At 69.3% G+C, this 25,854-nt stretch carries 23 protein-coding genes; 10 read left to right on the top strand and 13 right to left on the bottom strand.

Annotation, left to right across the window (positions count from 1 at the left end):
- The 6 genes from ACWEN6_RS04295 (at position 1) to ACWEN6_RS04270 (ending at position 4,880) form a co-directional block, all read left to right on the top strand.
- A complete protein-coding gene (locus tag ACWEN6_RS04295) occupies positions 1-186 on the top strand; it encodes an MbtH family protein (protein WP_452568897.1) in 186 nt (61 codons plus the stop codon).
- Positions 187-277: 91 nt separating this feature from the next.
- Positions 278-1,666, top strand: coding sequence for a condensation domain-containing protein (locus ACWEN6_RS04290; RefSeq protein ID WP_452568896.1), 1,389 nt, complete (start codon positions 278-280; stop codon positions 1,664-1,666).
- 194 nt (positions 1,667-1,860) lie between these two features.
- On the top strand, positions 1,861-2,472 hold the full coding sequence (locus ACWEN6_RS04285) for a hypothetical protein (RefSeq protein ID WP_452568895.1): 612 nt from the start codon (positions 1,861-1,863) through the stop codon (positions 2,470-2,472).
- A gap of 192 nt (positions 2,473-2,664) precedes the next feature.
- Positions 2,665-3,018: a nitroreductase/quinone reductase family protein gene (locus tag ACWEN6_RS04280; RefSeq protein WP_452568894.1), complete on the top strand. Its 354-nt coding sequence runs from the start codon at positions 2,665-2,667 to the stop codon at positions 3,016-3,018.
- A gap of 642 nt (positions 3,019-3,660) precedes the next feature.
- Complete coding sequence (locus ACWEN6_RS04275) at positions 3,661-4,320, top strand: TRADD-N-associated membrane domain-containing protein (RefSeq protein ID WP_452568893.1); 660 nt, start codon at positions 3,661-3,663, stop codon at positions 4,318-4,320.
- 251 nt (positions 4,321-4,571) lie between these two features.
- The gene (locus ACWEN6_RS04270) at positions 4,572-4,880 is read left to right on the top strand and encodes a MiAMP1 family antimicrobial peptide (RefSeq protein ID WP_452568892.1); all 309 of its coding nucleotides are present in this window, start codon (positions 4,572-4,574) and stop codon (positions 4,878-4,880) included.
- A 62-nt stretch (positions 4,881-4,942) separates the two neighbouring features.
- Here ACWEN6_RS04270 and ACWEN6_RS04265 read toward each other — a convergent pair whose 3' ends face one another.
- The 5 genes from ACWEN6_RS04265 to ACWEN6_RS04245 form a co-directional block, all read right to left on the bottom strand.
- Positions 4,943-7,075: a trypsin-like peptidase domain-containing protein gene (locus ACWEN6_RS04265; RefSeq protein ID WP_452568891.1), complete on the bottom strand. Its 2,133-nt coding sequence runs from the start codon at positions 7,073-7,075 to the stop codon at positions 4,943-4,945.
- 58 nt (positions 7,076-7,133) lie between these two features.
- A complete protein-coding gene (locus ACWEN6_RS04260) occupies positions 7,134-7,451 on the bottom strand; it encodes a hypothetical protein (RefSeq protein WP_452568890.1) in 318 nt (105 codons plus the stop codon).
- A gap of 31 nt (positions 7,452-7,482) precedes the next feature.
- Positions 7,483-8,586: a zinc metalloprotease gene (locus ACWEN6_RS04255; RefSeq protein WP_452568889.1), complete on the bottom strand. Its 1,104-nt coding sequence runs from the start codon at positions 8,584-8,586 to the stop codon at positions 7,483-7,485.
- Between the two features lie 186 nt (positions 8,587-8,772).
- On the bottom strand, positions 8,773-10,083 hold the full coding sequence (locus ACWEN6_RS04250) for a YcaO-like family protein (protein ID WP_452568888.1): 1,311 nt from the start codon (positions 10,081-10,083) through the stop codon (positions 8,773-8,775).
- Positions 10,084-10,137: 54 nt separating this feature from the next.
- The gene (locus ACWEN6_RS04245; protein ID WP_452568887.1) at positions 10,138-10,494 is read right to left on the bottom strand and encodes a hypothetical protein; all 357 of its coding nucleotides are present in this window, start codon (positions 10,492-10,494) and stop codon (positions 10,138-10,140) included.
- 57 nt (positions 10,495-10,551) lie between these two features.
- On the opposite strand from ACWEN6_RS04245, the gene ACWEN6_RS04240 reads away from it, so the two are divergent.
- Positions 10,552-11,946: an oxidoreductase gene (locus ACWEN6_RS04240; RefSeq protein WP_452568886.1), complete on the top strand. Its 1,395-nt coding sequence runs from the start codon at positions 10,552-10,554 to the stop codon at positions 11,944-11,946.
- A 118-nt stretch (positions 11,947-12,064) separates the two neighbouring features.
- On the top strand, positions 12,065-14,950 hold the full coding sequence (locus tag ACWEN6_RS04235; protein ID WP_452568885.1) for a peroxidase family protein: 2,886 nt from the start codon (positions 12,065-12,067) through the stop codon (positions 14,948-14,950).
- 117 nt (positions 14,951-15,067) lie between these two features.
- On the opposite strand, the gene ACWEN6_RS04230 is transcribed toward ACWEN6_RS04235, so the two are convergent.
- On the bottom strand, positions 15,068-16,042 hold the full coding sequence (locus ACWEN6_RS04230) for a hypothetical protein (protein ID WP_452568884.1): 975 nt from the start codon (positions 16,040-16,042) through the stop codon (positions 15,068-15,070).
- Positions 16,043-16,154: 112 nt separating this feature from the next.
- Between ACWEN6_RS04230 and ACWEN6_RS04225 the strand changes: the two genes are divergently transcribed.
- Positions 16,155-16,706, top strand: a complete 552-nt coding sequence (locus tag ACWEN6_RS04225) for an AAA family ATPase (protein ID WP_452568883.1) — start codon at positions 16,155-16,157, stop codon at positions 16,704-16,706.
- Between the two features lie 162 nt (positions 16,707-16,868).
- On the opposite strand, the gene cphA is transcribed toward ACWEN6_RS04225, so the two are convergent.
- Genes cphA through ACWEN6_RS04210 form a run of 3 tightly spaced genes read right to left on the bottom strand, consistent with a single transcriptional unit; the run spans position 16,869 to position 20,855 of the window.
- A complete protein-coding gene (cphA, locus tag ACWEN6_RS04220; RefSeq protein ID WP_452568882.1) occupies positions 16,869-19,595 on the bottom strand; it encodes a cyanophycin synthetase in 2,727 nt (908 codons plus the stop codon).
- A 44-nt stretch (positions 19,596-19,639) separates the two neighbouring features.
- On the bottom strand, positions 19,640-20,467 hold the full coding sequence (locus ACWEN6_RS04215; protein WP_452568881.1) for a cyanophycinase: 828 nt from the start codon (positions 20,465-20,467) through the stop codon (positions 19,640-19,642).
- Positions 20,468-20,507: 40 nt separating this feature from the next.
- On the bottom strand, positions 20,508-20,855 hold the full coding sequence (locus ACWEN6_RS04210) for a hypothetical protein (RefSeq protein WP_452569089.1): 348 nt from the start codon (positions 20,853-20,855) through the stop codon (positions 20,508-20,510).
- Positions 20,856-20,958: 103 nt separating this feature from the next.
- Here ACWEN6_RS04210 and ACWEN6_RS04205 point away from each other — a divergent pair, with 103 nt between their 5' ends.
- A complete protein-coding gene (locus ACWEN6_RS04205) occupies positions 20,959-21,459 on the top strand; it encodes a hypothetical protein (protein WP_452568880.1) in 501 nt (166 codons plus the stop codon).
- A gap of 94 nt (positions 21,460-21,553) precedes the next feature.
- On the opposite strand, the gene ACWEN6_RS04200 is transcribed toward ACWEN6_RS04205, so the two are convergent.
- From ACWEN6_RS04200 to ACWEN6_RS04185, 4 genes are all read right to left on the bottom strand, one after another.
- Positions 21,554-22,081: a hypothetical protein gene (locus ACWEN6_RS04200; RefSeq protein WP_452568879.1), complete on the bottom strand. Its 528-nt coding sequence runs from the start codon at positions 22,079-22,081 to the stop codon at positions 21,554-21,556.
- A 150-nt stretch (positions 22,082-22,231) separates the two neighbouring features.
- Positions 22,232-22,585 carry a hypothetical protein gene (locus ACWEN6_RS04195; RefSeq protein WP_452568878.1) on the bottom strand — a complete coding sequence of 118 codons (354 nt, stop codon included), beginning with the start codon at positions 22,583-22,585 and terminating at the stop codon, positions 22,232-22,234.
- A 325-nt stretch (positions 22,586-22,910) separates the two neighbouring features.
- Complete coding sequence (locus ACWEN6_RS04190) at positions 22,911-24,503, bottom strand: glycoside hydrolase family 44 protein (protein ID WP_452568877.1); 1,593 nt, start codon at positions 24,501-24,503, stop codon at positions 22,911-22,913.
- 384 nt (positions 24,504-24,887) lie between these two features.
- Positions 24,888-25,457 (bottom strand): TetR/AcrR family transcriptional regulator, encoded by a 570-nt coding sequence (locus ACWEN6_RS04185; protein WP_452568876.1) that lies wholly within the window; start codon positions 25,455-25,457, stop codon positions 24,888-24,890.
- Positions 25,458-25,854 lie beyond the last annotated feature (397 nt).

Raw genomic sequence — 25,854 nt, 5'->3', positions numbered from 1 at the left:
ATGCACCAGGTGGTCGTCAACGACGAGGACCAGTACTCGCTGTGGCCCCTCGACCGGGAGCTTGCCGCCGGGTGGCGGGCCGAGGGGTTCACCGGCGGCAAGGAGGAGTGCCTGAGCCACATCGAAGAGATCTGGACCGACATGCGCCCGCGCAGCGCGCGGCTCCGCGAGGACGGCGCGGCGTGACGGCCACAGCGACCGGCCCCTTCGCCCGCCGAAACCGTCCGGCCGGACGGCCACGGTGACCGGGCCCGCGACCGGGGGCGTGAGCGGGGCGGTGACCGGGTCCGTGACGGTGCCGTTCCACGGTGAGCGCGGCGGCGAGGCGGCGCTGACCTGGGGGCAGCGGCTGATGTGGCGGGCCGTCCACCTGATGGGCGACAGCCAGTCCTACCTCAACTGCCCCTGGGTGCTCCCCGTCTACGGCAGACGCGACCTGGACGCCGTGCTGGCCGCGCTGCGCGTGCTGCTCGGACGCCACGAGAGCCTGCGCACCACCTTCGCCGCCACGCCGGACGGCCCGGTGCAGCGGGTGGCGCGCGAAGGCGAGCTGACCGTCGACCTGGTCGAGGCGGGCGCGGAGCGCGGGCTGCGGGTGGCCGAGCGCCTCGGCGCGGAGATGAGCGCCACCGCGTTCGCGCACGACGAGGAACTGCCGCTGCGCTGCGCGGCCGTGCTCAAAGGCGGCCGGCCGTTCGCGCTGGCGTTCAGCTTCTCGCACCTGGCGGTGGACTACCAGGCTCTGAGCCTGCTGACCGAGGAGTGGAAGGCGCTGCTCAAGGGCGAGGACCTGCCGCCGGCCGGCTGGCAGCCGATGGACCAGGCCGGTCTGGAGAGCGAGGAGTCCTGGCAGGCCCACTCCCGCAGGTCGATCGAGTACTGGCGCTCGATCCTCGAAGAGGTGCCCCTGGAGGTGTTCGACCACGACCCCGGCGAGCCGGAGGACCCGAGGTTCATCGAGGTCGGCATGGAGTCGGTCGCGCTCGCCGCCGCGGCCACGAGACTGGCCGCCCGCTGGACGGTCAGCACGACCAGCGTCCTGCTCGCGGCCTGCGCGACCGTCCTGGCGGTGGTCAGCGGGCGCCCGAGGGCGGTCATGCAGCTCGTCCACAGCAACCGCCGCGACGCCCGCACCCGCACCATGGTCGGCACCGTCGGCCAGGACGCGCTGTTCGTGCTCGACCTGCCGCCGACCGACTTCACCGCCGCCTGCCGGGCCGCGCACGCCACCGCGCAGGGCGCCTACCGGAACGCGCGGTACGACCCGTTCGCGATGCAGGCGATGCGCGAGGAGATCGGCCGGCGCCGGGGCAGGGAACCGGACCTGGACGCGTTCTTCAACGACCGCCGGGGCATCGGCACCTGGCCCTCGCTGCCGAGGTCCGCCTCCGAGGAGGAGGATCTGTCAGTCCTGGCCGGTAAGACCCGCACGTACGTCACCAACGCCTGGCCGGGTGTCCGGTTCAAGGTCTTCTTCACCGTGGGGACGGCGGCGGACACCGGCCAGCTCAGCCTCATCATCGACACCGCCTACCTGCCGCGGGAGACCGCGAGGACGATGCTGCTCGGCATCGAGGCCCTGCTGCTCCGCAGCCTCACCGAGGACGTCCCCATGACCGCCGTCCCGCGCCTGTGCTCACGAGACGCGACCGCCGACAGCCGGTGACCGCTCACGTGCGTGACCGCTCGTCGTGCGTGGCTGTTGCCGTGCGCGACCGTTCACCCTAGGTGACGAACGCGAGCCGCGGTTCGGGGTCAGAACCGGCGATCAAGCCCGGGAGCCCGCTCCCGGTGAACTCCCAGCCGGTCACGGGCGTCTCATGGCATGTGACCAGACGGGTGATGATGACGGTGCCGTTGGTGTTGTCGTTGCTGGCGGGGTGCGGCCTGGACGGGGCGGAGGCGGCGGCGATCCCCAAGGGGTTCCTGCTGACCGAGTCCCGGGCGGGCGCGACGCGCCCGTCCGGGACGACGCGGGAGGACTGGTGGAAGGTCAGCGACAGCACCTCCTGGCGGTTGGAGCTCAACCCCTGCGAGGCCAGGCGGACCTCCTACGACGGCCGCGTCGCCATGCGCACCATCACCCACCTGAACAGCGGGCCTGGCTACGAGAGCGAACAGCTCGTGCTGTACCGGACCGCCGTGTCCGCGCACGACGCGTTCCGCGAGCTGCGGAGCGAGGTGAGAACGTGCCCCCGGAAGGGCTCCCCGGCGAGCTCCAAGGTGGACTACGCGGGCAGGCTGTTACGCCTCGGAGATGAGGCCATGGTGGTCGGACGGTACTTGGTACGTAACGGCACGCGCCGGCGCGAACCCGGCCGCCTGTGGATCGTCGCCCGCCGGGGCGCCGCCCTGTTCCTCTACACCTCCGACGAGGTCCCAGAGGACCCGGCCTCCTTACAGAACCAGCTCACCGGCCAGGCGAGGGAGATGACCACGAAGGTCTGCGCCCTCCCCGGCGTGTGCGGCTGAGCGGAGGCCGGCCCGTATAGAGCTCACCGGTGACGGGCGCAGGACATCGCGCAAGCTGAGCGGGGCGGGCGGTGGCAAGGGCCGGGCCAGGTCGGCGCGCGGTCGGCACGCAGCCCGTCCAGTGCTAGCGTCACCGGCAACCGGAGATACCTGTCCATGCACCGTTATGGGCGCCGCTGTCACGGAGGTCTCGTGGAGTACAAAGGGCCGCTTCCGAAGCGCATGATCGGCCGCGCCAACGCCTGCGTGAGCGCGCTGCACTCCTCCCCTCGATGGGGCCGGCTGGTGAGCAGCCGCCTCACGATCGTCACCTACACGGGACGACGCTCGGGGCGCACCTTCAGCACCCCCGTCGGCTACCGGCGCACGGACGATGTCGTCACGATCGGCGTCCAAATCCCCGAACGCAAGACGTGGTGGCGCAACTTCCTGGACGAGGGCGGCCCCGTCTCCCTCCACCTTGACGAGACCGACCGCCCGGGGCACGCGGTGGCCCGATGCGACGAGAAGGGCCGCGTCACCGTCACCGTGCGCCTCGACGGTTGAAGTCGCGTCTTGGTCGACCGGTGAACGGCGGCCGTCAACTCGTACTATTTATTTTCCTGCGTTTTGGGACACCGCGCCGCGAAGCAGTTCTTCCAGCCGCTCACGTTCGGCATCCGTCAGCTCCTGGCTGCTCCTGTCCAGCGATTCCGATGTAAAAAAGTCTAGATTTTTTCCCATGGTGTTCACCTCCAGGTGCGTTCGTGATGCCCGTCAAGGACTCCGGCAAAACCTGATCCCCACCCGGCGGGCCGACCGTTCCGGCGCACGCCTCTGAGCGGTGGGGGTCGGCCGGGCATGGAGGTGAAGTGGCGGTTCTACGTGCGGCCTCTTCGGCACGAGCTCGATTGGTTGTCGTCGAAGCGCCTTAAGGCGAGCGTGGCCATCGGCAAAGTCGCATGAAATAAAACTCTACCGGATCGTTCAGGACCTTCTACTGTACGTACCCCCGATCACGTTGGTTACCTTGATGGTATGGATGATATAAGAACGCACGATGCTTCGCGTAGCGACCCTTTTAGTGGGCAGGTCACTCTGCCGCTGCTACCGATCGTCGCAGGCCTATCGATCTTCGTTTTTTCGATGACCGTCACAGACCTAGTCATATCGGCGACTACGTCCCTTAACGTAAGGATCTGCCTATGGGTGTCTCTGCTCGCACTTTCCGGCATAGCTGCAAGAATCTTGTCGTGGCATAGGCAAGAAAAGATCCAGCAGACAGAGCAGGCGCTGCAGGAGCTCCGGGCCGCGGAGGCGCCCTTAGGAAAAGGGCATCTCGAACTTTCGCCGCTGTGGACGGCGACCCAGTCGCGGATGAACTTCTACCACAAACTCGCCACCGACCATGCGCGGCAAAGCTTCCGAGCTGCCCAGGTCGCCGCTGGGGCAGGGTTCTTGGTACTGCTGATCGCCGTGGGGTTTGCAGCGAAGAACCCACATGAGGCAGGCGTCGTCGCCGCACTCGGGGGGGTCTCGGCAGCGCTCGCGGCCTACATCGGGCGCACCTTCCTGCGCTCGCAGGAGAATGCAGCCGGCCAACTGCATACCTACTTTGACCAGCCCGTGAAGTTCTCTCGTTACCTCGCGGTCGAACGGCTCATCAACGAGATGAAGGATCTCGAACCCGACCAGCGTGCCGCGATCAGCGGCGAACTCCTGCGCACCATCATCGCTCCCGAGGTCGTGCCATCGGGTGAACCAGGCGGTGCCACTGTTCCGCCGGACCATGACAACGGAAATCGCATTCTGACGGCCGTATCGGGCCAGGTTCGTCACGCCCATGGGGCTGTCCGGACAAGGCCGTAACCGTATTGCCGCCGTCGTACTGCGGCCCCTGTCCGGGCTATGGCGTTGTGGGCGGATCTCGGCCAAGGAAGGGAGCACGAGGGCGGAGGAGCAGCGTCCGCACCGGCCACGGGAAGCCGCGAGGACGACCGATCCCGGGCCCTGGCACATCCTTCGGCCCCTTCCTTTCTCCCTGCGCGGCATGTTTCGGCCACCTAACGTTACGGTATGCATACTCCTGGTAAAGAACTGAGATCACCGGGAGGAACATCGTGAAGCGAATCGCCCTTGTCCCCGTCATGTCCGCCGCCATGGTCGCGGTCATGGGCGGCGCCGCCTACGCCTCGCAGTACGTGGCCTACGAGGGACCCGGCTTCACCGGCCGGTCGGTGGTCATCGACCGGTGCGGCCCGTCCAACATCCCCTTCCACGGGTCCTACAAGTGGTACGGCGACGGCCAGAGCGGCCGGATGTACAACCAGCCCGACACGCAGGGTGTGATGCACTTCGAGCTGGCGTCCAACCGCAACGCCGAGCAGCGGACGCCCGTCGGCTGGCAGAGCATCTTCATCGTGTGCTGACCCATGGAAGGCGACAGGCGGTCACCTGACCCTCGGTAGGCGACCGCCTGGCGAAGGTGCGCTCAACCGGCCGCGACCTGGGTGCGGCCGGTGAGCACGCCGCCGATCTCGTGGGCGACCTCGGGATGAGTCAGATACTCCTCGACGTCGTGCACCCGCTCGGCCGGATTGGTGACGGAGATCTCGACCGGCTCTCCGTGCCAGTCGTCACCGAGCGGGCAGCCGATGGTGACGGGGTCGGTCGGGCACCAGGCGTTGAACCAGCGGGCCACCCGGTCGAGGCGTTCGGGCCCGCCGATGAGCAGGCGGCGGTGGACGCCGTCCATGCCGAGCGGGCTGCCGAGCGTGACCAGCAGCTCGACGTCCGCCTTCGCGTCCAGGCGGGTGAGCAGGTCCACCGCGACGACCGTGCCCAGGCTGTGGCTGACCAGGAGCACCCGGCCGCTCTGTGGCATCGTCTGCGACACGCAGTCCAGGACCGCCTCGCGGACCCGCTGGTCGTCGAGGTAGGCGGCGACGTCTCCGAAGATCGCGGCAATGGCCAGCCGGTCCAGATCGGTGACGGCGGCCAGCCAGCTCAGCCCTTGATGGACGGCGTCGGTCACCCCCTCCTCGGGGATCGGCCGTGCCACGGGCATGCCGGCGCGGGACGCGGCATCGGTGATCAACTGTTCGTACAGCGCCCGTGCGGTTCCGGAGTTCGGAGCGGTCGCCGTGACCGGATCGGCGACGAGCTCCTCCAGTGAACACGGCGCGGTTTTGATCGGCCGCATGGCCTCGGCGAGCCGATCCCCGTAGAAGGGGAAGCAGACGTCCGCCGGTTCGATGGTGGGCAGTCCGGCGCGGGTGAGCCCGCAGTTCAAGCCGGCGGTCCAATATCGGCGCAGGCGCTCGGGGTCGCGTCCTTGCTGGCCGCGGCCGTGGACGAAGACCAGGTGGAGGTCGCCTCCGAACGCGGTGGCACGGGCGGGCAGACCGGTGCGGGCCGCGGCCGCGGGGGACCGTCCGGGACGAGGGGCGGTCTCGCCGGCCGGACCGTCAACCGAGCGCACGGGGGCAGGCTCCTGCTCCGCGACGGCCGGTCGCCGGGCGACGTCGTCCCTCAGTCCCGGCCCCGGAGCGACGCCGTCCCCCGACCTCGACCCCGAGGTGACGCCGTCCCCCAACCCGGACTCCGGGCCCATCTCCGCCAGGAAGCTTCTGCGAGTGTCATCGAGTGGCAGCGAGGCCAGATGCTTGAGGATGGCGCTGATGCGGACGCCTTCGTTGGAGATCCAGTCGACGGCGTCGTCACCGTCACCGGATTGCCAGACCTGGCCGTCTCGCCGCAATATGCGGCCCTGCTCGTCGGTCCTGGGCACGCCGCCATGATGCAACGCCGCGACCTCCCACTGGTCGTTGTAGACGGGCGAGCCGGAGCTGCCGGGCTCGGTGTCGGTCCTGTACTGCAGGAAGGCGTCGAGCCGGACCTCCAGGCTGTTCTCGCGGATGGAGATCTCCTTCAGCCGGCCGCTGGGGTGACCCACGATGTTGACCGGTTCGCCGAGGACCAGCTTTCCCAGCTGGGCACTGAGCCTGTTCCAGCCGAACGTCTCCCCCACCGGCCGGCCGGGCGTGTCGGCGTTCACCATGACCAGGGCGTAGTCGAGGTCCTGGTCGGCGACGAAGAGGGTGTCGGGGTCCAGAGTGAACCGCTTGGCCGATTCAGGGGTGTTGTCGACGCTGACCTGGGCGTCGAACTCCACGAAGGCCTGCCGTGCGGCCTCGATCCGAGGGAACACGTGGTGGTTGGTCAGCAGGAGTCGCGGCGAGACCAGGAAGCCGGTGCCGATCGGCAGCTCTCGGCCGTTCTCGCTGACCGAGATCCTGCCGACGGTCCGCGCCGCACGGGCTCCGCGCGGCAGGAAGCTCCATGCCTGCAGGTCCTTGGCCACTCCCAGGATGCGTTCGTGCATGGAGGGCCGGTCCAGGGACGCGGCCCGCGTGGCCTCCATGACCGCCTCCACCGGCACCCCTTGCCGCTGGATGAGGCGGGCGGCGCGGGCCGCGAGCGACTCCGGAGAGTCGGGGAAGGCGTCACCCTGCTCCTGCCGGCGGTGGACCTCGTCTCGTACGGCGCCGCTCCGGCGATACCGTTCGGCGGCGGCGCGGGCGTGCTCCAAGCCCTTCGTCCGCACCTCGTGAGGTATGTCCATGTCAACGCACGCTCCGATCCGGATCCCTGACGCTCGCGGGCCGACCGGTCGTCCCGCTTCATCTCTCGATGGTCAGCACGCCTCCCGCGCAGGAGAGCACGGTGACCTCGAACGGCGTGCGGTCGCTCTCGGGGAACGAGATGCGCACCCGGCCACCCTCCTGGCGCTCCCAGCGGCCCTTCACCTCTCGTGGGCGGTCGGCCGAGCCGGGAAGAAGCGCGACGAACGTCCCGTCCGCCCGGAACTCCAGGCCCCGTCGTGGCCGCCGGGAAGGAGGGAACGGGTAGCCCTGTGTGCGGTAGACCGAGGTGGTCTCGGTGTCCTCCTCGTAGGAATGGAGCCAGGCGCCGACGATGTCCGGCGGCGTCCCGCTCACCGCCGCCCCTTGAATGATCGCGATGCCTCCTTCACTCGCCCGGCCGGTCGCTGACCATGCCGAGGGCGACGCGGATGTCGTCGAGGACCTCCGCGGTCAGCCGCTCGCTGTCGTGCAGCAGCCGCTCCACCTCACCGTTGTGGCCCGGCCGCCGCATCTCGGGCACCGCCCTACTGGCGGCTGCGGCGGGCGCGCGCCGCACCGGCGCGACGAGGAAGGATGCCCGCTCGCCGTCCAGGCAGGCGTTCATCCGGGTGGCCTGGCCGCGGGTGAACATGAACATGGCCGCGTCGTCGGTGTAGTCCATGTAGTTCACGAACATGTCGCCGTTGGGCCCGTTGTCGCAGGTGATGCGCGGGAAACGCGGCGTTCCCTGGTTCGAGTCGGCCTGGTTGGGCGTGTCGTCGACCTTGTCGTCGCTGGTGCACGCGCCGTCGTCATCGCCCCAGATGTGGTAGAGGTTCAGCCAGTGGCCGATCTCGTGTGTGGCGGTACGGCCACGGTCGAAGGGCGGCGCCGCGGTACCGGTCGTCCCAAAGGCGGAGTGCAGGATGACGACCCCGTCGGTCTGCGGCGGGCCGCCGGGAAACTGGGCGTAGCCAAGCAGACCTCCTCGAAGCTGACAGACCCACACGTTCAGGTACCGGTCGCTCGGCCAGGGGTCCGAACCGCCGGTGGCGTTCGCTTTCACGGCGTCGTCCCAGCTGAAGTCGCTCTCGCCGGTGGCGGTCCGGACGATGCCGTTCGTCGGATCGCCGTTCGGGTCCTGGGTGGCGAGGCGGAACTCGATCTTGGCATCCGCGACCAGCGGCTTCCAGGGGTCCGGCACCTCGGCCACGTCGGGGTTGGCCGCCCGGAAGTCCTGGTTGAGGACGGCGATCTGGCCGTGGATCTGCTCGTCCCCGATGTTCTGCGCAGGAACGCTCCGATTGTGCACCACGTGAACGACGACCGGGATGGTCACCACATCGGTCCGCGCGGGGGCGAGCCGTCCTCGCTCGTACTGTAAAGCGCGGTTCTCGATCAACGCGCGCCGGGCGCGGTACGTCATGCTCTCGTTGAGCAGCCTGCGGTGCACGAGCATGGTCCCGCACAGATCGCGGGCCGGAAGCCGTGGGATACCGGGTTCGGTCATGACGATTCCTCCCTCGTCCCGAGGGTCGTTCGGCTGTGACGGCCGGGCGGTCGTGTGCCCTTAATGCCATGATGCGAAGTGTCCGGTGCCGGGAGTAACCGCGAACTTCGCCCCAGAAGGTTGATCAAGCGGAAAGACTCGCGTGTCACACCATGCGCACGGCAAACCTCTGGTATCGAGGCGGCCTCAGCCCGCGTGGTCCCGCCGCACGAAGGCCTGCCCACGTGGACCGGGCAGGACCAGGTTGCCATCGATGATCAGCATGAAGCGTTCCAGGCCCGGCACGATGACGTGCACTGCGACGATCTGCCCCGGCAGGACCGCTACGACGCGCCGGTACGGGACATGGCCGTGCGCGAGCAGGGTGGAGATCAGCTTGCGAAGCTGGTCACGGGGGTGACCGGGCACGCCACCGGCACGGCCGTAGGCGATCGTCCGGGCGCCGCGCAGGTGGTCGGTGAGGTCGAAGCGCCCGCAGGCGCGCAGCTCCGGATAGTCCGCGTGCCACGCCGGCCCCTCTCGCAGTGGCGCGCCGGACCGCGAGAGCGTCTCACCCAAGGTCGTCTGGACCAGCTCGCTCAGGGCCCGCCAGGCGGCGTAGGCGGCGCTGAGGGAGGTGCCGCACCCGCGTCGATGCGGGTGGCGAGTGGTCGGGGCGGTGTAGGCCAGCATGGTGGGGACGCCGAGATCACTGGTGATGTCCAGCAGGTGCACCGATGAGCCGGTGAGCCGTTCGGCCGCCGCGTACGCGCGCGCCAGGTCGCACGGCAGAGTGGCCGGGTCGATCACGTCCGGGCGATGACCGGCTTCGCCGAGAAAGGCCCGTATCAGGAGCAGCGAGAGGGCGTCACGCTCGATGGTCTCGTTGAGGGCGTGCAGCAGCGCCTCGGCGGCGGTGACGCCGACGGCCGAACCGCTGTTGCAGCTGTAGCGCATCAGGTGGCCGTAGTCGCAGGTGTCTCCGGCCCGCTCACGCAGCGGGCCGGCGTGGGTCTCGACGAACCAGGGCGCCCGCAGGAACAGCGGCACCGCGATGTCCGGTCCTGTTCCCAGCGGACGGTAGCGGTGGCAGGCCAGGCGGCTGCCGGGTGTGCGCGCCAGCAGTAGGCCGCAGGCCTCACGCCGCAGCGGCCCGGCGACGATGTGATCGGACTCGACCGGCTCCAGGGACGCGGGATCGAAGAGGGCCGGGCCGGTCAGATAGTGTTCCAGCGCCTCGAACAGCGCGCCGGTGCGCGCCGCCTCGGGCCGCCCCTTGCCCATCCCTTGGGCCATCGGCGGGGCGGCGCCCTCGCCGTCGAGCAGCCGGCAGGACCAGACGGCGGGATCGCCGTCCCAGCCCATGTCACTGACCTCCGGTGTGAGGCCCAGCTTCGCGAGCGCCACTTTCACCCGCTTCGTGGCGTCCCGCAACGGCACCACGCGCTCTACTTCGGTCGGTTCCCGAGGGTCCGCGTCCAGCGAGCCCGCTTGCACGAAGTCCGCACGGTGCCCCATGTGGCTCGACCTCCCGCGCCTATATGCGCTCACAGAATGCCCGGAAATGCACCACTAGAACACCACAAATAAGATATATACCTGCAAGAGTCCGCAAAAGGACGGACGCTCATCATCGGGATTCACGCCGGCACCGGCATTGGCCCGCACAAGGCCGCATCGGCCCATATCACCCCGCACATCCACGACCGTGACACACGGAGGTTTCCTGCACTGAACGGCGGGCATGTCTGCCGACATCGCCACTGTTCGGCAGCCGGGCACAGCCCTTTTTCGCCACGTGGAGTGACGCAGGTCGCCGGCTTCGGGACCGGTGAATTCGAAGGCCCCTACCTCTGGCAGCAGATCTTGACGCGTCGGCGCCGCGATCGTGCGGTTCTCCGTTATCTCCGGAGTGACGGTCAGCCGCACGCACCGTGACGCTGAACGTCGTCGCGGCAGGGAAGCCGCACGACGGAGGGAGAAATCATGATCTTCGAACCGTTCACGATCGGCGACGTCACCTTCGACAACCGCGTGATCCGCTCGTCGATCGGGGGGAGGACGGCGTACTACGACGGAACGGTCAGCAACGCGTGGAAGAACTTCGAACTGCGCTTCGCGCGGAACGGCGTGGCCGCGATCATCTCGGCCACGCTGAACGTCAACCCCGTGCGGTGGTCACCGCTTGAATATCCCCAGATCAGCCACGACAAGTTCATCGCACATCTGCGAGAGGCGATCAGCGCCATCCACGCCACGGGCTGCAAGTACGTGATCCAGATCGGCGACGGGGGCTCGCACGTCCAGACCAGCCTGTTCAGCCAGCCCCAGGACGGCTACGGCCCGTCGCCGGGCTTCGACCTGCTGTTCGGTTACCGCACCCGGCGGACCGAGATGACGCTCGCGGACATCGAGCAGACGGTGCACGAATTCGGGCAGGCGGCGCGGCGCGTGCGGGAGGCCGGCGCCGATGGCGTGGAGATCACCGCGTCGAAAGGCTATCTGATCCATCAGTTCCTGAACCCGGCCATCAACCGCCGCCAGGACCGATACGGCGGCTCGGTCGAGAAGCGCTTCCAGCTCCTGCGCGAGGTCATCGGCGCGGTGCGCCTGCAGGTCGGCGACGATTTCCTGGTCGGGGTGCGGATATCCGCCCGCGACCGCAACTACCTGCCGGTCGACATCCGATGGCCGGTCACAAGGCCGCTGCGCGCGTTCTTCCTGGGCAACGACCTCGGCACCTACCTGCGCTATGGCAGGTGGCTGCGGGACCTGGGCGTCGGCTACCTGCACGTGAGCAACGGCTACGGCTTCATCAACCCGGGCGAGACCCCTGGCCGGTTCCCGGTCGACGAGGTGCGGCAGTTCGCCAACTCCACCCGTCACCTGTCGGCCAAGGCGGCGGTACGGGCGGCGGTTCTGAACATGGTGCCCAAGATGGTGCTCGACCGGATTCTGGGCATCGGATGGACCACCGGCGAAGCGGCCAACCTCCCTGACGCACAGCGGTTCCGGCAGGAGGTCGGGTTGCCGGTGATCGCCAACGGCGGGTTCCAGAGACGGTCGCTGGTCGAGGAGGCACTCGGCTCCGGTGCGTGCGACCTGGTGTCGATGGCCCGGCCGCTGCTGGCCAACCCCGACCTCGTCGAGCTGTTCCGTCAGGGCAGAGACGCTCCCGCCCGGCCGTGCACGTTCTGCAATCGCTGCGCCATCCGAACGACGCTGTTCCCGCTCGGGTGTTATGAGCCCCTGCGCTTCGACTCGGAGGCGGAGATGGAGGCGCAGATCTTGGACTGGTCGGCCCGGCCCGACATCACCGAGCCGCTTCCGTGGGACCCGTCCGTCCCAGAGGTCCCTTCACCGGTCGGCTCGGCCGACTAAGGGGAAATCCGTCTTCTCGGTAATAGTAGGAATTTGCACAAGAAGCGGAAAAATGCTGTCGGCCAGGCGTTTTTCGGCTGAGGTGTCCGGCGAGGAAGCTCCGAGGAAGGGGGCCGGTATGAGCAAGGTCGAGAAACGAGAACACCGCGCCGGCGTGGCCCCGAAAGCCATGTGGAAAGAGCGCTATGTCGGCGGCACTCCGGAGGCGGAACGGCTGATATTCGACAAGCTCGCCCGGGACCTCATGCTGGTGCAGCTGAGATCAAGGAAGGCCACCGGCGCCGCCGATATCGCGCGGGCCTTCCAGGCCAAGACGATCCTCGGCGTCGAGAACGCCAGGCTCGTCTTCCGCGACGACCTTCCCGGCGACCTGCGAGCCGGCTTCGTCCAGCCTGGCGCCGAGTATCCGGTCATCGTCCGGCTGTCCAATGCCGGCGGCGCCCGCCGGCCGGACTTCGAGCCCGATCTGCGCAGTGCGGCGCTACGGATCCTGGCAGGTCCCGGCGAGGCTCACGACCTGCTCATGACCAACTTCCCGGTCTCCCATGCCAGGAACGCACGGGAGCTTGTCACGTTCGCGCGGGCCATGGCCGGCGCGAACTCGGCGCCTCGCAAAGCGTTCGCGTGGTACGTCAGGCTGCCCATGGCGCTCGGCTGGTCCTGCGCCGCGCGCATGCGGCGGAACCTGAAGGCGGGGACCCGGCGCGCGGTCCACAGCCTGGCGCTCGAGACGTTCTGGAGCCGCAGCGCGATCCTGTGGGGAGAGTCGGGGCCGGTGCGCTACCAGCTCCGCCCCGCCACGGACGCGCCACCGGCTCCCGCGGCGTCGCGCACCGACCCCGACTACCTGCGCCACGAGCTGTCCAGGCGGCTGGCCACCACCGACGTCGTCTTCCATCTGTGCGTGCAGCGCTACGTGGACGCAAGGCGCACGCCCATCGAGGACGGCGCGGCCGACTGGCGGGAGGAGGACACGCCCGTCATCCCGGTGGCCACGCTGACGATCCCCCGTCAGGACACCGCGACCGCCGAGGCGCGTGCCGCGGAACGGCGGGTCGACGATCTGGCGTTCAATCCGTGGAACACCACAGAGGAGTTCCGGCCCCTCGGCAACCTCAACCGCGCGCGCAAGGCCGCCTATGAGGCCAGCAGCGCCCATCGCCTGGGTGACCGCTTCGTCACGCCGGTGCCGCGGCGCAACACCGTGGTCGCCGTGCCCGTACGAGCCGCGTTCGACCTGCTGAACCGAGTCGTACCCTGGCACCGGCTCCCTTTGGGGCTCGGCCTGGCCAACCTCGATGCCCTGCGCCAGAGACTGCGCCGGGACAACCTCATCGACACCGACATCAGGCAGGCCCTGCCGCGAGCGCGGCCGGTGCCCGCGCCCATCGATGAGCGGCTGCGGATCCGGCGCAGCTACGACGGCAGCCACAACGATCTGTCGGCGCCGGCGATGGGCAGCGTCGGCTCCGCCTTCGGCCGCAACCTCGCACCCGTCCATCGCCCCGATCTCTTCGACACGCCCAACCCGGTCGTCGTCAGCCGTGAGCTGCTCCACCGTGACACCTTCGTACCGGCACGGTCGCTGAACATCCTCGCCGCCGCGTGGATCCAGTTCCAGGTGCACGACTGGGTCGACCACAAGCGCTATCCGCTCGGGACCAAGACCGTGGAGGTGCCGCTCCCGCCGGGCATGAGATGGCGCAACACCCCCGAAGGACCGCTCGAAGAAGTGATGCGCTTCGCCGAGAACGAGGGGATCGCCTCCATCGAGGGCACGCGTCCGCCGATCCTGTTCGCCAACAGCGCGTCGCACTGGTGGGACGGTTCGGAGGTCTACGGCGGGGACGAGACCGTCGCCATGTCACTGCGTGAACCGGGCGGCGGCGCGGAACTTCGCCTGGACGGCGGCCATTTGCCGTCCGACGCCGACGGCACCCCCATCACCGGCTTCAGGGACAACTGGTGGCTCGGTCTGAGCATGATGCACACCCTGTTCGCCCGCGAGCACAACGCCGTGTGCCAGGCCCTGCGCGCCGAGTACCCCAACATGAGCGACGACGGCGTCTACCACACCGCCCGGCTGGTCATCTCCGCCCTCATCGCCAAGATTCATACCGTGGAGTGGACCCCGTCGATCCTGGCCACCGACCTGATCGACACCGCGTTGCGCGCCAACTGGTACGGCCCTCCGAAGAACTGGCTCACCCAGTTGGGCCTGTGGCTGTACGACGCGCACGCCCTCACCGGCATCCCCGAGACCCTGCCCGACCATCACAACGTGCCCTACTCCCTCACCGAGGAGTTCGTCACCATCTACCGCATGCACCCGCTGATCCCGGACGACTTCGATATCGCCGACCATGCCTCCGGCCGGCGGCTGGAGACCCTGACGCTGAACGACCTCCAGGGCGGCGCGACCGAGGCGGTCATCCGCAGGACCGGACTGGCCAACTCGCTCTACTCGTTCGGCATCGCCCACCCGGGCGCGGTCACCCTGCACAACTTCCCGCGCGCGCTCCAGGCTTTCGAGCGGGGCGGTGAGGTGATCGACCTGTCCGTCGTCGACCTCGTACGCGACCGGCGACGCGGCATCCCCCGCTACAACGACTTCCGGGCGGGGCTGCACAAGCCCCGCCTGCGGTGGTTCGAGGACCTCACGTCCCAGCCGGAGACGCTGGCGCGGCTCAAGGACGTGTACCGGACGGTCGACGAGATCGACACGATGGTCGGGCTCTTCGCCGAGAACCCGCCCAAGGGATTCGGCTTCAGCGACACCGCCTTCCGCCTGTTCATCCTCATGGCCAGCCGGCGACTCCAGAGTGATCGCTTCCTCACGGTCGACTTCAGACCGGAGATCTATACACCGCTGGGGATGGACTGGGTCGAACGCAACGGCATGACCAGTGTCATCCTCCGCCACTGCCCCGAACTGGCGAGCTGCCTGCCGAGAACGGCCGGCGCCTTCCAACCATGGCGCCCGACGCCCGCCCCGCACTCCTGAGGCGGCTCGACGCCCATCACCGTACGCGTGGCGGCACACCAGCGAACACAAACCCTGGGCGCCCCTCTTTGGCGACGCGGCCGGGGCCGAGGCCGCGACGCGGCCTCCCGCCGAGGCTCAGGGAGCGGTCAGGACGTAGCCTCCCACCGAGGAGGGGATGACGAAGGAGTCCAGCCGCCGCAGCCGATGTGTCGTGCGGTCCAGCCGGTACCAGGTGTGCGTCCTTCGGTACTGGCTGCCCGACCCGCGGTCGACGCGGGTCAGGACATCGACGTGGCCGGCCTTGTCCCAGCGGGTCGCCAGAAGCCGCTCGCCCTTGCCGAGCAGGAAGGGGATGGTGCTCTTCTTGCCGGTGGCCAGGTTGCGAAGGAGCACCGCGTTCTTCCGCGAAGCGCTGTCACTGGGCCGGATGCCCGCCACGGTGACGCCGCCGGGGCCGAGGGCACCCCGGGTATAGACCGATCGCCGCAGCTTCACCTTCCACGTGCCGGTCGCGTAGAGCACCGCCGTGCGGTTGTTCCCGGCGAGCATGCGCCCTCCGTCCGGGCTGAACCCCCACGACTGGTACCCCTTGGGCAGCGTGAAGGCCTTGCCCTTGCTCGTGTCCACCAGCCGCTCCACCTCGCGCCCGGACGGCAGGAGGCCACGCAGGCCGACGAACCGGCCGCCCGGCGAAAGGGTCAGCCAGCTCATCTGCATATCGTCCGGCCAGGTCACCTTGGGGATCGGACGTGCCTTGCCGGTGGCGGCCTTCCAGATCATCAGCACGCCGTCGCGCTCACGGAAGTACGCGACCAGTGCGCCGTCCTGCGACACGTCGACGACCGCCTGCGCCACGTACTCGCCGGGCGCCACGGTCCTGCGCGCCTCAGGCAGCGCGACGACCCGGCCGTTGCTCAGCCACACCTTCCACGGCCCGCACGGATGCCGCCCGCCATCATCCTGCAGGCACGCACCAAGGCCGACATAACGAACCACAGGCGCGGCCGCCACAGCCTCGGCCACAGGCGCGGCCGCCACGGCCTCCGCCGGACCACCGGCCACGATCGCGACCGCTGCCATGAGCGCGGCGATGGCCGCCCGTAACACCATCCCGACATCCTCCGAGCACCTCCCGCATCCCGTCAACCCACCGACGCGTACGACAGAACCGGCGCCTCCACCGACCATCGGCCACCGACCATCGGCCCGATAGCGTGGCCGGATGGCGAAGGTCTTGGTCACCGGCATGTCGGGTACCGGCAAGTCGACCGTGCTGCGGCGGCTCGGGCTGCGGGGCCATCGCGTCGTGGACACCGACACCGAAGAGTGGAGCCACTGGGTGACGATGCCGGACGGGTCGCCCGACTGGGTGTGGCGGGATGACGCCATCGGCGCGCTGCTGGCCGAGCCGGACGACGGCGGGCTCTTCGTCGCCGGCTGCAAGTCCAACCAGTGCCGGTTTTATCCGCTGTTCGACCACATCGTCCTGCTCAGCGCGCCCGCCGACGTCCTGATGGCCAGGATCGCCGCACGCACCGACAACCCCTACGGCAAACGGAGCGAGGAGCGGAACCTCATCCTGCACCACCTCGCCGTCATCGAGCCCCTCCTACGAGCCACGGCCACCACCGAGATCGACACCCGCACCCCCCTCGACGAGGTCGTCACCCACCTCGAACACCTCGCCAACACCCTGGCACCATCGCCCTCCGGAACTGCACTCCTTCGTCAACCGCTTACGCCGCGACTTTCGACGCCGCCAAAGCCGGCCTGACCTTGCCTCACAGCTCAGGAAAGGTCGAAGGCCACACGAGGCCAGAAGGCTGTGGACGGCTGCCGCGGTGTGCTCGTGGCCGGCGTTGTCGTCACCGTTGTCGTCAGCCCCATGTCCTGTAGTCGGCGGCACAGGCTCGAAGCGTTCCGAGAATCCTCGGTGTCAACACCAACCCGGCGTCTCGATAGAAGGAGCAGGCGGGGCCGCGTCGGCGGGTGCGGGCGGGACTGCGCCGACGGGCCAGGGGCAGGCGCTCAGGGCCTCGAGGGCCTGGCGGGCCATGGCCAGCTTCTCGTAGAGGAACAGGACCGGGTGGCCGGCGGCCATCGTGACCGCGATGCGCAGGGCAGCCTGCGGTCCTTCGGCGGTGGCGAGGCCGATGCCGGGCCGGGCCCGGCGCAGAGCGGCGGTGATCAGGCCGGTCATCTCACCGGGCCGGCGGCCGCGCTTGTCGGCGTCCTCGTAGACGACGACCCGGCCGAACCACGCGGCGACGGCATCGGCCGAGCGGGCCACCAGGTCGTCGTGGCGGTCGCTGGGCAGCGTGATCGCGGCCACGGGCTCGCCGCCCCAGACATCGCTGATCATGCGGCCTGTCGCGTCGAGCGCGGAGGCGTTGTGGCCGTAGTCCACGATCACCGGGCCGCCGCCGACCAGGTAGACGTGGCCGCGCCCGGGGTTCGACTCGCCCGGCGTGAACGTGCTCAGCGCGCGCCGGATGTCCTTGGCGCTGACCCCGAGCCCGCGGCAGGCCGCCACCGCGGCCAGCGCGTTCGCGATCACGTGCGGGGCGAGCCCGCCGAACGCGCCGGGCAGCTCGACCACGCCGAGCAGCGCCCGCTCCCGATCCGCATCGAACTCGACCAGCTCGCCGTTGCGAAGCTCGTAGGCCAGGCCGCCCGCCTGCCGGTGCCGTTCGATGACCGGGTTGCCGTTCACCAGGCTGAAATACCTGATCACGGACGCGTGCCTGCGCACCCGCGGCCGGTCGGCGAGCGCGGCGACCACCGGGTCGTCGGCGTTCAGCACCAGGGTCCCGCCCTCGCGAACCTCCTCGGCGACCAGCGCCTTCACCTCGACCAGGTCGTCGAGATCTTCTACGCCGTCCGCGCCCAGGTGGTCGGCGGTGATGTTGGTGACCACGGCCACGTCGGCCTGGTCGTAGCCGAGCCCACCGCGGATGATCCCGCCGCGCGCCGTCTCCAGCACCGCGGCCTCGATGCCGGTGTCGTCGAGCACCATGTCCGCGCACCGCGGACCCGAGGCGTCGGCGTCGTAGACCAGCCGGCCGCCGGAGTAGACCCCGTCCGTGGTGGACATCCCCACCCGCATCCCGGCCTTGCTCAGGATGTGGCCGATCATGCGGACCGTCGTGGTCTTCCCGTTGGTCCCGGTGACCGCGACGACCGGGACCCGAGATGGGGCGCCGGGCGGGTACAGGCTGTCGATCACCGCGCCGGCCACGTCCCGCGGCGCGCCCTCGGCCGGGGACAGGTGCATCCGCAGCCCCGGGCACGCGTTGATCTCGATCACGGCCCCGGGCTCAACCCCTCCCTGACCGGCCCCGCCGCACCGCATCGGTGCCGCGATGTCGGCCAGCCGCACGTCGATGCCGCAGACGTCCAGGCCGACCACTGCCGCGGCCCGGCGGCACACGTGGGCCACATCCTCGTGCACCAGGTCGGTCACGTCGCGGCTGGTTCCGCCGGTGGACAGGTTCGCGTTCCGGCGCAGGGTCACGAGCCGGCCGCGGGCCGGGACCGACGCCGGGCCCAGACCCTGGGCCTCCAGGTGCGCGAGCGCGGGCTCGTCCAGTTTGATCTTGGTCAGCTCTCGGGAGTGGCCCTCGCCCCGGCGCGGGTCGGCATTCACCACGTCGACGAGTTGGGCGATGTCGGAGGCGCCATCGCCGGTCACCGAAGCCGGCCGCAGCTCGGCCGCGGCCACCACCTGGCCGTCGACCACCAGCACCCGGTAGTCGGTGCCGGGCACGAACTTCTCCACGATCGCGCCCTCGCCGCCGGCCGCCGCTTGGGCGTAGGCCGCGGCCGCGGCCGCGGCGGTGGTCACGCCGACGGTCACGTTGGCACCGTGGTTGCCGCGGAGCGGCTTGATCACGACCGGCCCCCCGAGCCGGCCCAGCGCCCCGGCGGCGTCGGCCGCGCTCCAGGCCACCACCCCATCGGGCACCGGGATGCCCGCGCCGGTCAGCAGCTGCTTGGCCAGCATCTTGTCGGCCGCGATGTCCACACCGATCACCGACGTCTGCTCGGTCAGCGCGGCGCACACCAGCCGGCGATAGCGCCCGTAGCCGAGCCGTAGCATGCTCAGCTTGCCGACCCGGCGGACCGGTATCCCCCGGCGGCGGGCGGCGCCCGCGAGCGCGGCCGTGCTCACGCCGAGGCGTTCCCGCTCCACGACCCGAGCGATTCTGGCCAGTTCGAGCGGCAGGTCCGGGATGCGTTCAAGAAGAATGTGCTTGACCGTGGTGATGGCCAGTTCCAGCAGCTCGGCCGGCACCGAGGACTGCGCGGGCTCGTCCTGCGGGCACTCGGTCATCACGTCGTAGCGGCCGTCGGCGCCGGCCCACATGGTCCGGCCCAGGTGCACGTCGCGGCCCACCAGGCTGGACAGCTCCAGCGCCACGTGCTCGGTGACGTGGCCGAAGTAGGTGCCCCGGGCCATCGCCTCCAGGAACCCGCCCGGACGCCCGGCCGCGCAGTGGTGCTCGGCCAGCCCGGGCAGGGCCGCGGTCAGCCGGCCGGCGAAGCCCGGGTACTCGGTGGTCTTCCGGCCGGTCAGCTCCTCGAGCTCGAGCCGCGCGACGGTGACCGGCCGGGTGCTGAATGAGTTAGGTCCGCTCAGGTGACGCAGGCCGTCGAGACGCACGTGACACTCCCCAAGGGTTGGGCGGATGGGCGGGCCGGCGGTGATCAGTACCGGTCGTGCGCAGGCCCGATGGTGGCCTCGCGGGTCGCGATGTCGAAGACGCACCCGGCGGGCAGCAGGTGCAGCCGGACGCCGAACAGGGTGATCGGGTCTTCGTCCCCGGCGGCGTGGATGACCGTGGCGTTCCGCCCGTCAGCCACCGTGGCCACGCCGGTGCCGAGCACCTCGAAGCGGGTGCCGTCGACCAGGATCCCGGTGTTCTCGCCGATGCCGACGCCCAGGTACTCCAGGTCGAGCGCCATGGCGCTGAGCAGCCGGGGGAGCCGGCCGCGCTCGCTGAAGTGCATGTCGATGATGAGGGCCTTCGGGAGCAGGCCGAGCCCGGGCCCGGTACGGACCGTGGCGGCGGACACGCCGGGGCCCTCGCCGCCGAGGATCATCGTGCGGCCCATGGCGGTGGCGCCGGCGCTGGTCCCGGCGATGACCGCGCCGCCTGCGCGCAGCCGGTCGCGCAGGATCTCGTTGGCCCGCGAGCCGACCAGGGCGCGCAGCCGCGACTGGTCGCCGCCGGAGAAGAACACGCCCGTGGCGTCGTCGAGGAGCTTGGCCGCGTTGTCGCCATCGGCGTCGGAGCGCCCGCGCAGCCGCAGTTCCCTGGTGTGGTCCACGCCGAGCTTGCGGAACACCCGCTCGTAGTCGGCGTGCACCTCCTCGGGCACCTCGGTGGCCGTAGTGACCAGCACGATGCGGGCCGCCTCGCCGCCAGACAGCTCCACGAACCGCTCGAGCAGGCCGGAACCGCGGCACTCGGCGCCCCCGATGATAAGCAGGCGGCCCGGATCGCCGGGCTCATCCCCCTCGTCCGCGTGCATGCTCCCTCCTCGACCCTTTGTTACCCTTAGCTGCCGCATATCAACCGACAGCAACCAAGTCGTCCCATATGGGACGGTTGAGGAGCGCGGGTGAATCATTGTTCCGCGCCGCCGTCGCCGCCCTGGCTCTGACCGGTGACGGCCACCAAGGCCGCACGTAGCGACGCCCGCAGGCGTTATGACCAGGCACGAACCCCCGTGGCTCAAGGTCCCCTGTTGAGTTGACCCCTTCGGGTCGTTCGACGAGCCTGCCGTTGACGAACGTCGCTCCGGCGCGGACCAGGGCGACGAGATGGGGGACGTCGACCGCGGGCTCGATCATGAGGTGGGGGACGTCGACCGCGCGCTCGATCATGAGGTGGGGGACGTTGACCGCGCGCTCGATCATGAGGTGAGCGCGGTTAGGCTTGCGGGCGTCTCGCGTCACTTCCCGCTGCTTTCGGTACTCCCACGGAACAGCGACGGAACAGAGCAGAAGCTTGGAGGCGCCCGTGGCGATGCCCAGGAAGGGCTCACGGCTCATCAGCGTCGACGGCACCGCCTTCCGCTGGCGGATCCGGCACAAGCCCACCTACTGCCAGGGCAACGACTGGAGTCCCCTCACCGTCACCGTTCAGCGGGCCGAGAAGCCGGGACGTGTTCTCGTGGTTTCCCTTCCCTGCGCCCGGCCGGACAACTGGCTCGGACAACGGACGATCGCCGTCCGCCCCGCCCTCGTCGCCGGATGCATCCGCCGAGCCCTCCAACAGGGCTGGAACCCCGGACGACCGGGCGCGGCATTCACCCTCACCATCACCGAGGACGAACTGACCGCACTTCTGGGCGAGCCACCTCAGTACCTGATCCCCTTCCTCTGGGGCCTGATCCCCGAAGGCGGAGGCATCAAGGACCTCCCTCGATGCACCGAAATCTGGAGCCGGGAGAAGCAGAACACCGACCAGGCGCCTTCTGCTCCACAGGTAAGGGCAACCGGGTCACCGCCCTCCGATTGAGCTATCCGCCCGACCGCTGCATCCACGTGATCGAGGTCTCAGCCCTTGAGGGCGTCGCGGACTCGGCGAGGAGAGCACACGCGCCGGCGAGTCGCTACTCGCCCTCTACGACCGAGGCGACTTCTCCTCCCTCCCCGACCTGTCGACCTCCTTCAGGGAACGGCGGCCGCGCGGCCAGGCGCGCTACCGGCTCAGGGCGATCAGCGAACTGACGTCGCGCGAGATTGATGAAGACCAGACGCGCGTCTTCGATGGTGCTGCGAGCCGCAGCCCACTCCCTCTCTGAGGTGATCTCGCGCATGCTGATCTTCCGGTTCGTCTCCCAGAAGACCTGATCGATCCGATGTGCGACGGATACCAGATCTGGGCGGCTGACCAGCGTGAGGACGGTCAGCGCCTCGTTCCACGCGACCCAGTCCGTTCTGGTCCCGTCCCTCCAGGCGGACAGGAAACCGAACTGCACCCGATTGGACTCCCGCATGATGCCCAAGCAGGCATCCACCTGGCGATCACGCAGCCAATGCTCCTTCTGAGCACGTCTGGTGAGCATCCCACCGATCACCACCCCGAGCAGAGTTCCAAGGATCCCCCCGAGTACCGGAACGATCGAACCGAACTGCACGAGTCCTCCCGACGCCAGGTTCACGAGTTCAACGCGAGGATCTCAGGGTCGCTCTCCCGAGACCATCGACTCAATCTCGACGCCCTCCAGGGCCACGATCCGCCCCATTGCCAGAGGAGTTCTGAGCACGGGTGAGCGCAGCCATCAGAGCTATGCCCGAAGGCGGCTCGTCTGGGGGTCGTAGCAGACGAGGCCATGTTTGTGCGCGAGTCGGGCGGCGAAGCTCGATGCATCGTCCACTCTGGGCCATTGGATGGAGAGGCAGATGCTTCCCCCTCGCGCCTCGTCGATCAGTGGCCCGGCCGCCCATGGGCTGTCTTCGCCTTGGTCGGTCGTGATGTCAGGCCATCTCTGGAGTAGCGCTTCGACGTAGGCACGGATTGGCGGTGTCGGCACCGGCGTCTCGTCCGCCTCCATGAGTTCCATGACGGCTTCGTATTCGACCTCGGCAGCCTTGTCGTCCGCCGGTTGCTCACCTTCCCAGACCACCAGGTCATAACTCATGCGGGGCAGCTTCCCCCACTGCCGTCTTCCCGGCAAGAGAGCAGGATGGGTCATCGGACTAGCCTGGCCGGTTTTCGTGGTGTCCCGTCGAAGGTCAGGAGGTTTTCACAGCCCCAGGTAGTCACCTCGGCCGTGGTGGGCACCCTGGTCGCCGCCTGACGAAATCCCCTCGATGCTGCCATGGGTCAGCGTGCCGAGAACCCTCCGGACAGCACGGCGCGCGCCTCTCTTAAGATCATCCGCCACACGGCGAACCCGGTCCCAGGGCTTCGCCGGGACCGGGTTCTTGCTGTTCAGGAGCCTGGCCGCTCCCTCCAGGGAACCGTCAACGCCGCTGCCCCGGCAGAACCAGCAGGGTGATCGAATTCGCCGGGTACGTCGCGGTGACCCGGCCCTGGTGCACCGTGAGATCGTCGCCGTGCACGATCGAGTTGAGGTCGGCCGTGCTGTAGGTGAACCGCTGCGCCTTGGCGTTGCCGTGCAGTCCGGCGATCGACAACGGTGAGGTCAGCTCACCGCCGGTCTTGTTGACGACCATCAGGGTCAGCGCCTTGTCGCGCGAGCGCTGCGCCCCGTACACCGCCAGCTGCCCTTGATCGCTGCTGGTCGCCGACACGCTCACGTCACCGAACCGGCTCCCCGCGCCGTCGTAGTTGCGATACATCCGGAACGCGTAGGCGCCGGGCTGCGTCGGCTGGGGTTCGCCCCAGATGGTCGCGAGGTCGAGACCCTCACGCCCGAAGATGCCGAGAACGTCGGCCTGCGCCAGAGCACCGTTGATGTCGTCCAGCGCGCCCCAGTTGTACTCGGTGATCGCGGTCTTCGTGCCGGGGTAGTACTGCGCGACCCACTCCTTCATCTTGCGGATGAACTGGAGCGGCGGCGCGTTCACGCCCGTGGGGCCGATCCAGGACTCCTCGACGTACGTCGGGTCCCACAGCGAACGCGTGGACCGCAGCCGCCACGCGTTGGACTCGGGGTCCTTCCCGCCGTTGATCTGCGGGTAGTAGTGCTGGTCGAAGTAGCTGAGCATGCGCTTGCCGCCGTGCGCGTCGCTGTAGTCCTTCATGTTCTTCAGCCACCACTGCGACAGGTTGAGCCCGCCGTGCGCGGCCGCGTCGGCGCCCGGCGCACATCCGTCCACCCCGGACGCGACCCACTCGCAGTATCCCCAGCCGGACGGGCCGAGCACCGCCGCACTCGGGTCGGCGGCCTTGATGGCCGCGGCGGTCGCGGTGCTCTTGCTTCCCAGCTCGTCGTACGAGACCGCCCCGGGGTGCACGTCGCGGTGCGTGGAGTTCCACAGCACCGGCTCGTTGTCGAGCTCGTAGATCGACACGCCGCCGCGCGCCGCCTTACCGAACTGGCTCACGAGATGCGACACCATCTCGCCGTCGAACGAGGCGTCCACCGGGATCGAGGTGTCCTCAGGCACCGCCCCGGTCAGGTTCGCGTTGTTGAGCCTGCCATTGCCGCAGCCGGCGTCCCACTGGTCGAATCCGTCCTGAGCGGGGAACCGGCTGGCAGGGAATCCGCAGGCGAACGGGTGCTGGGCGGGCGAGTCCTTGGCCACCCACCCGCTCATCGGCACGGTGACGACCTGTTTGGTGCCGCGGTCCTGGTTGGTCTTGACGAACGCCTCGACCGTGTTGTCGGGCCCGGCGACGATGTTCTCGAAGTACCAGTCGCTTCCCGTGTTGTAGGTGTGGTTCTTGAAGTTGTACCGCGTACTCGTGTTGCCGCCCCAGCGCGCCACCGGCAGGCCGATCTCGGCGGCGAACGCCGGGTCGGCACCGTTCATGCCGTAGATGTCCGGACTGATCGCGTGCCGGGCGGCGGACGGATCCACCGACAACGTGGGACCCGCTGCGGCCACAGCCGGGTCCAGGGCCGCCTGGATGGTCAATGTCCCCGCCACCAAGGACACCGCTACGCCGAGCGTCGTGGCCGGTCGCAGCTTCCGCTGCCGTCGAGCACCCATCATCGACGCTCCCGTCAATAGATCCATCGGTCAACAACCGAGGAGCCTGACCGGATGCCTCACCCCAGTCAAGGCGCTGCGGTCGCCCGGAGGACGGGCGGCCAGGCGGTACCGAGAAATGTTGGCCCGCTGACTAGGTGCCATCTCCTGGTCAAGCCTTGCCCGCCCCGTACCGACCCGGCCGCGGGTCAGGAGGACGGCCTGAAAGTTGCACGCAGCCCACGAATTCGGCCTTTCGGCTTTACGGCGACCTGCAGATCGACTTCAGAGTCCTGCGAGGACACGGCGAACCCCGCCGCCCAGAGGAGGGAGACGAACGACTTAGGGGCTGGTACCCGAGGGATGCCGGGAGTCGAGCAAGGCCGCGAAGGCCGCCGCCGCCGCGTTCGCCCGTGACGAGTCTCCGGCCACCAACCGATCGAGTGCCAGCCCGTCGAGCGTGCCGAGGATGAGGTCGGCGACCGCGCGCGTCTCCGCTTCCGGGACGCCGAACGCGGCCAGGCCAAGGCGCAGCGGCTCGCGCCAGGGCCCCCGGAGCTGCTCGACGGCGGTTCTCCAGCGCTCGGGATCCTGGGTGGTCAGCACCGACAGGTCGAGGTAGAGCCGCGTGGCCTGCCTGCTGGAGGCGTTGTCGAGCGCGGTCCACAGGTATCGGACGAGGTCCCCGATCGTGCGCACCTCGGCGCCCGGGGGGTCGATCGAGGCGGCCAGTCGCTGCTGCGCCAGCGCGAGGGCGTCGCCGACGAGGCGTTCCTTGCTGCCGAAGTGATAGATCAGCATGCGGTCGCTGGTGCCCAGAGCGGCGGCCAGAGGACGCAGGGACAACCCGATGAGCCCGTGCTCGAGCACGTAGTCCAGCACCCTCTCGGCGAGCTCGGCACGGCGGTCCACTGCTGCACCGTAGCACCCTTCCCTCACCACTGTAGCCTCCGCTACATTCGCATGCATGTAGCGGACGCTACACAGCGAAGGGGGAACGCCGGTGCCATTACGACTCCTGCTCGCCTGTCTCGTGCCGGTGATGTGGGGAGCAGTCGCGGGCTTGACCATGCCGCGCGGCCCGCTCACCCCGGCCGCGGCGCTGCTCAGCATCGGGATCGGCCTGGCCGCGGGCGGCGCCACCGGATACCTCGCCAGGTCGCGGTGGGCGATGCTCGCGGCGCCGGTCGTGTTCGCGGCGGTCTTCGAACTGCTCAGGATCGGAGCGAGCGGGCCGAGCGTCGACGCTCCGCGAATCACCCTGTTGGGCATACTGGCCCTGATCGCCGGGCGCGGCGTGCACGGCCTG

Source organism: Sphaerisporangium sp. NPDC004334, assembly GCF_053602655.1.
Note: the sequence above shows the minus strand (reverse complement) of the source record. Positions and strands in the feature narration are given on the sequence as shown.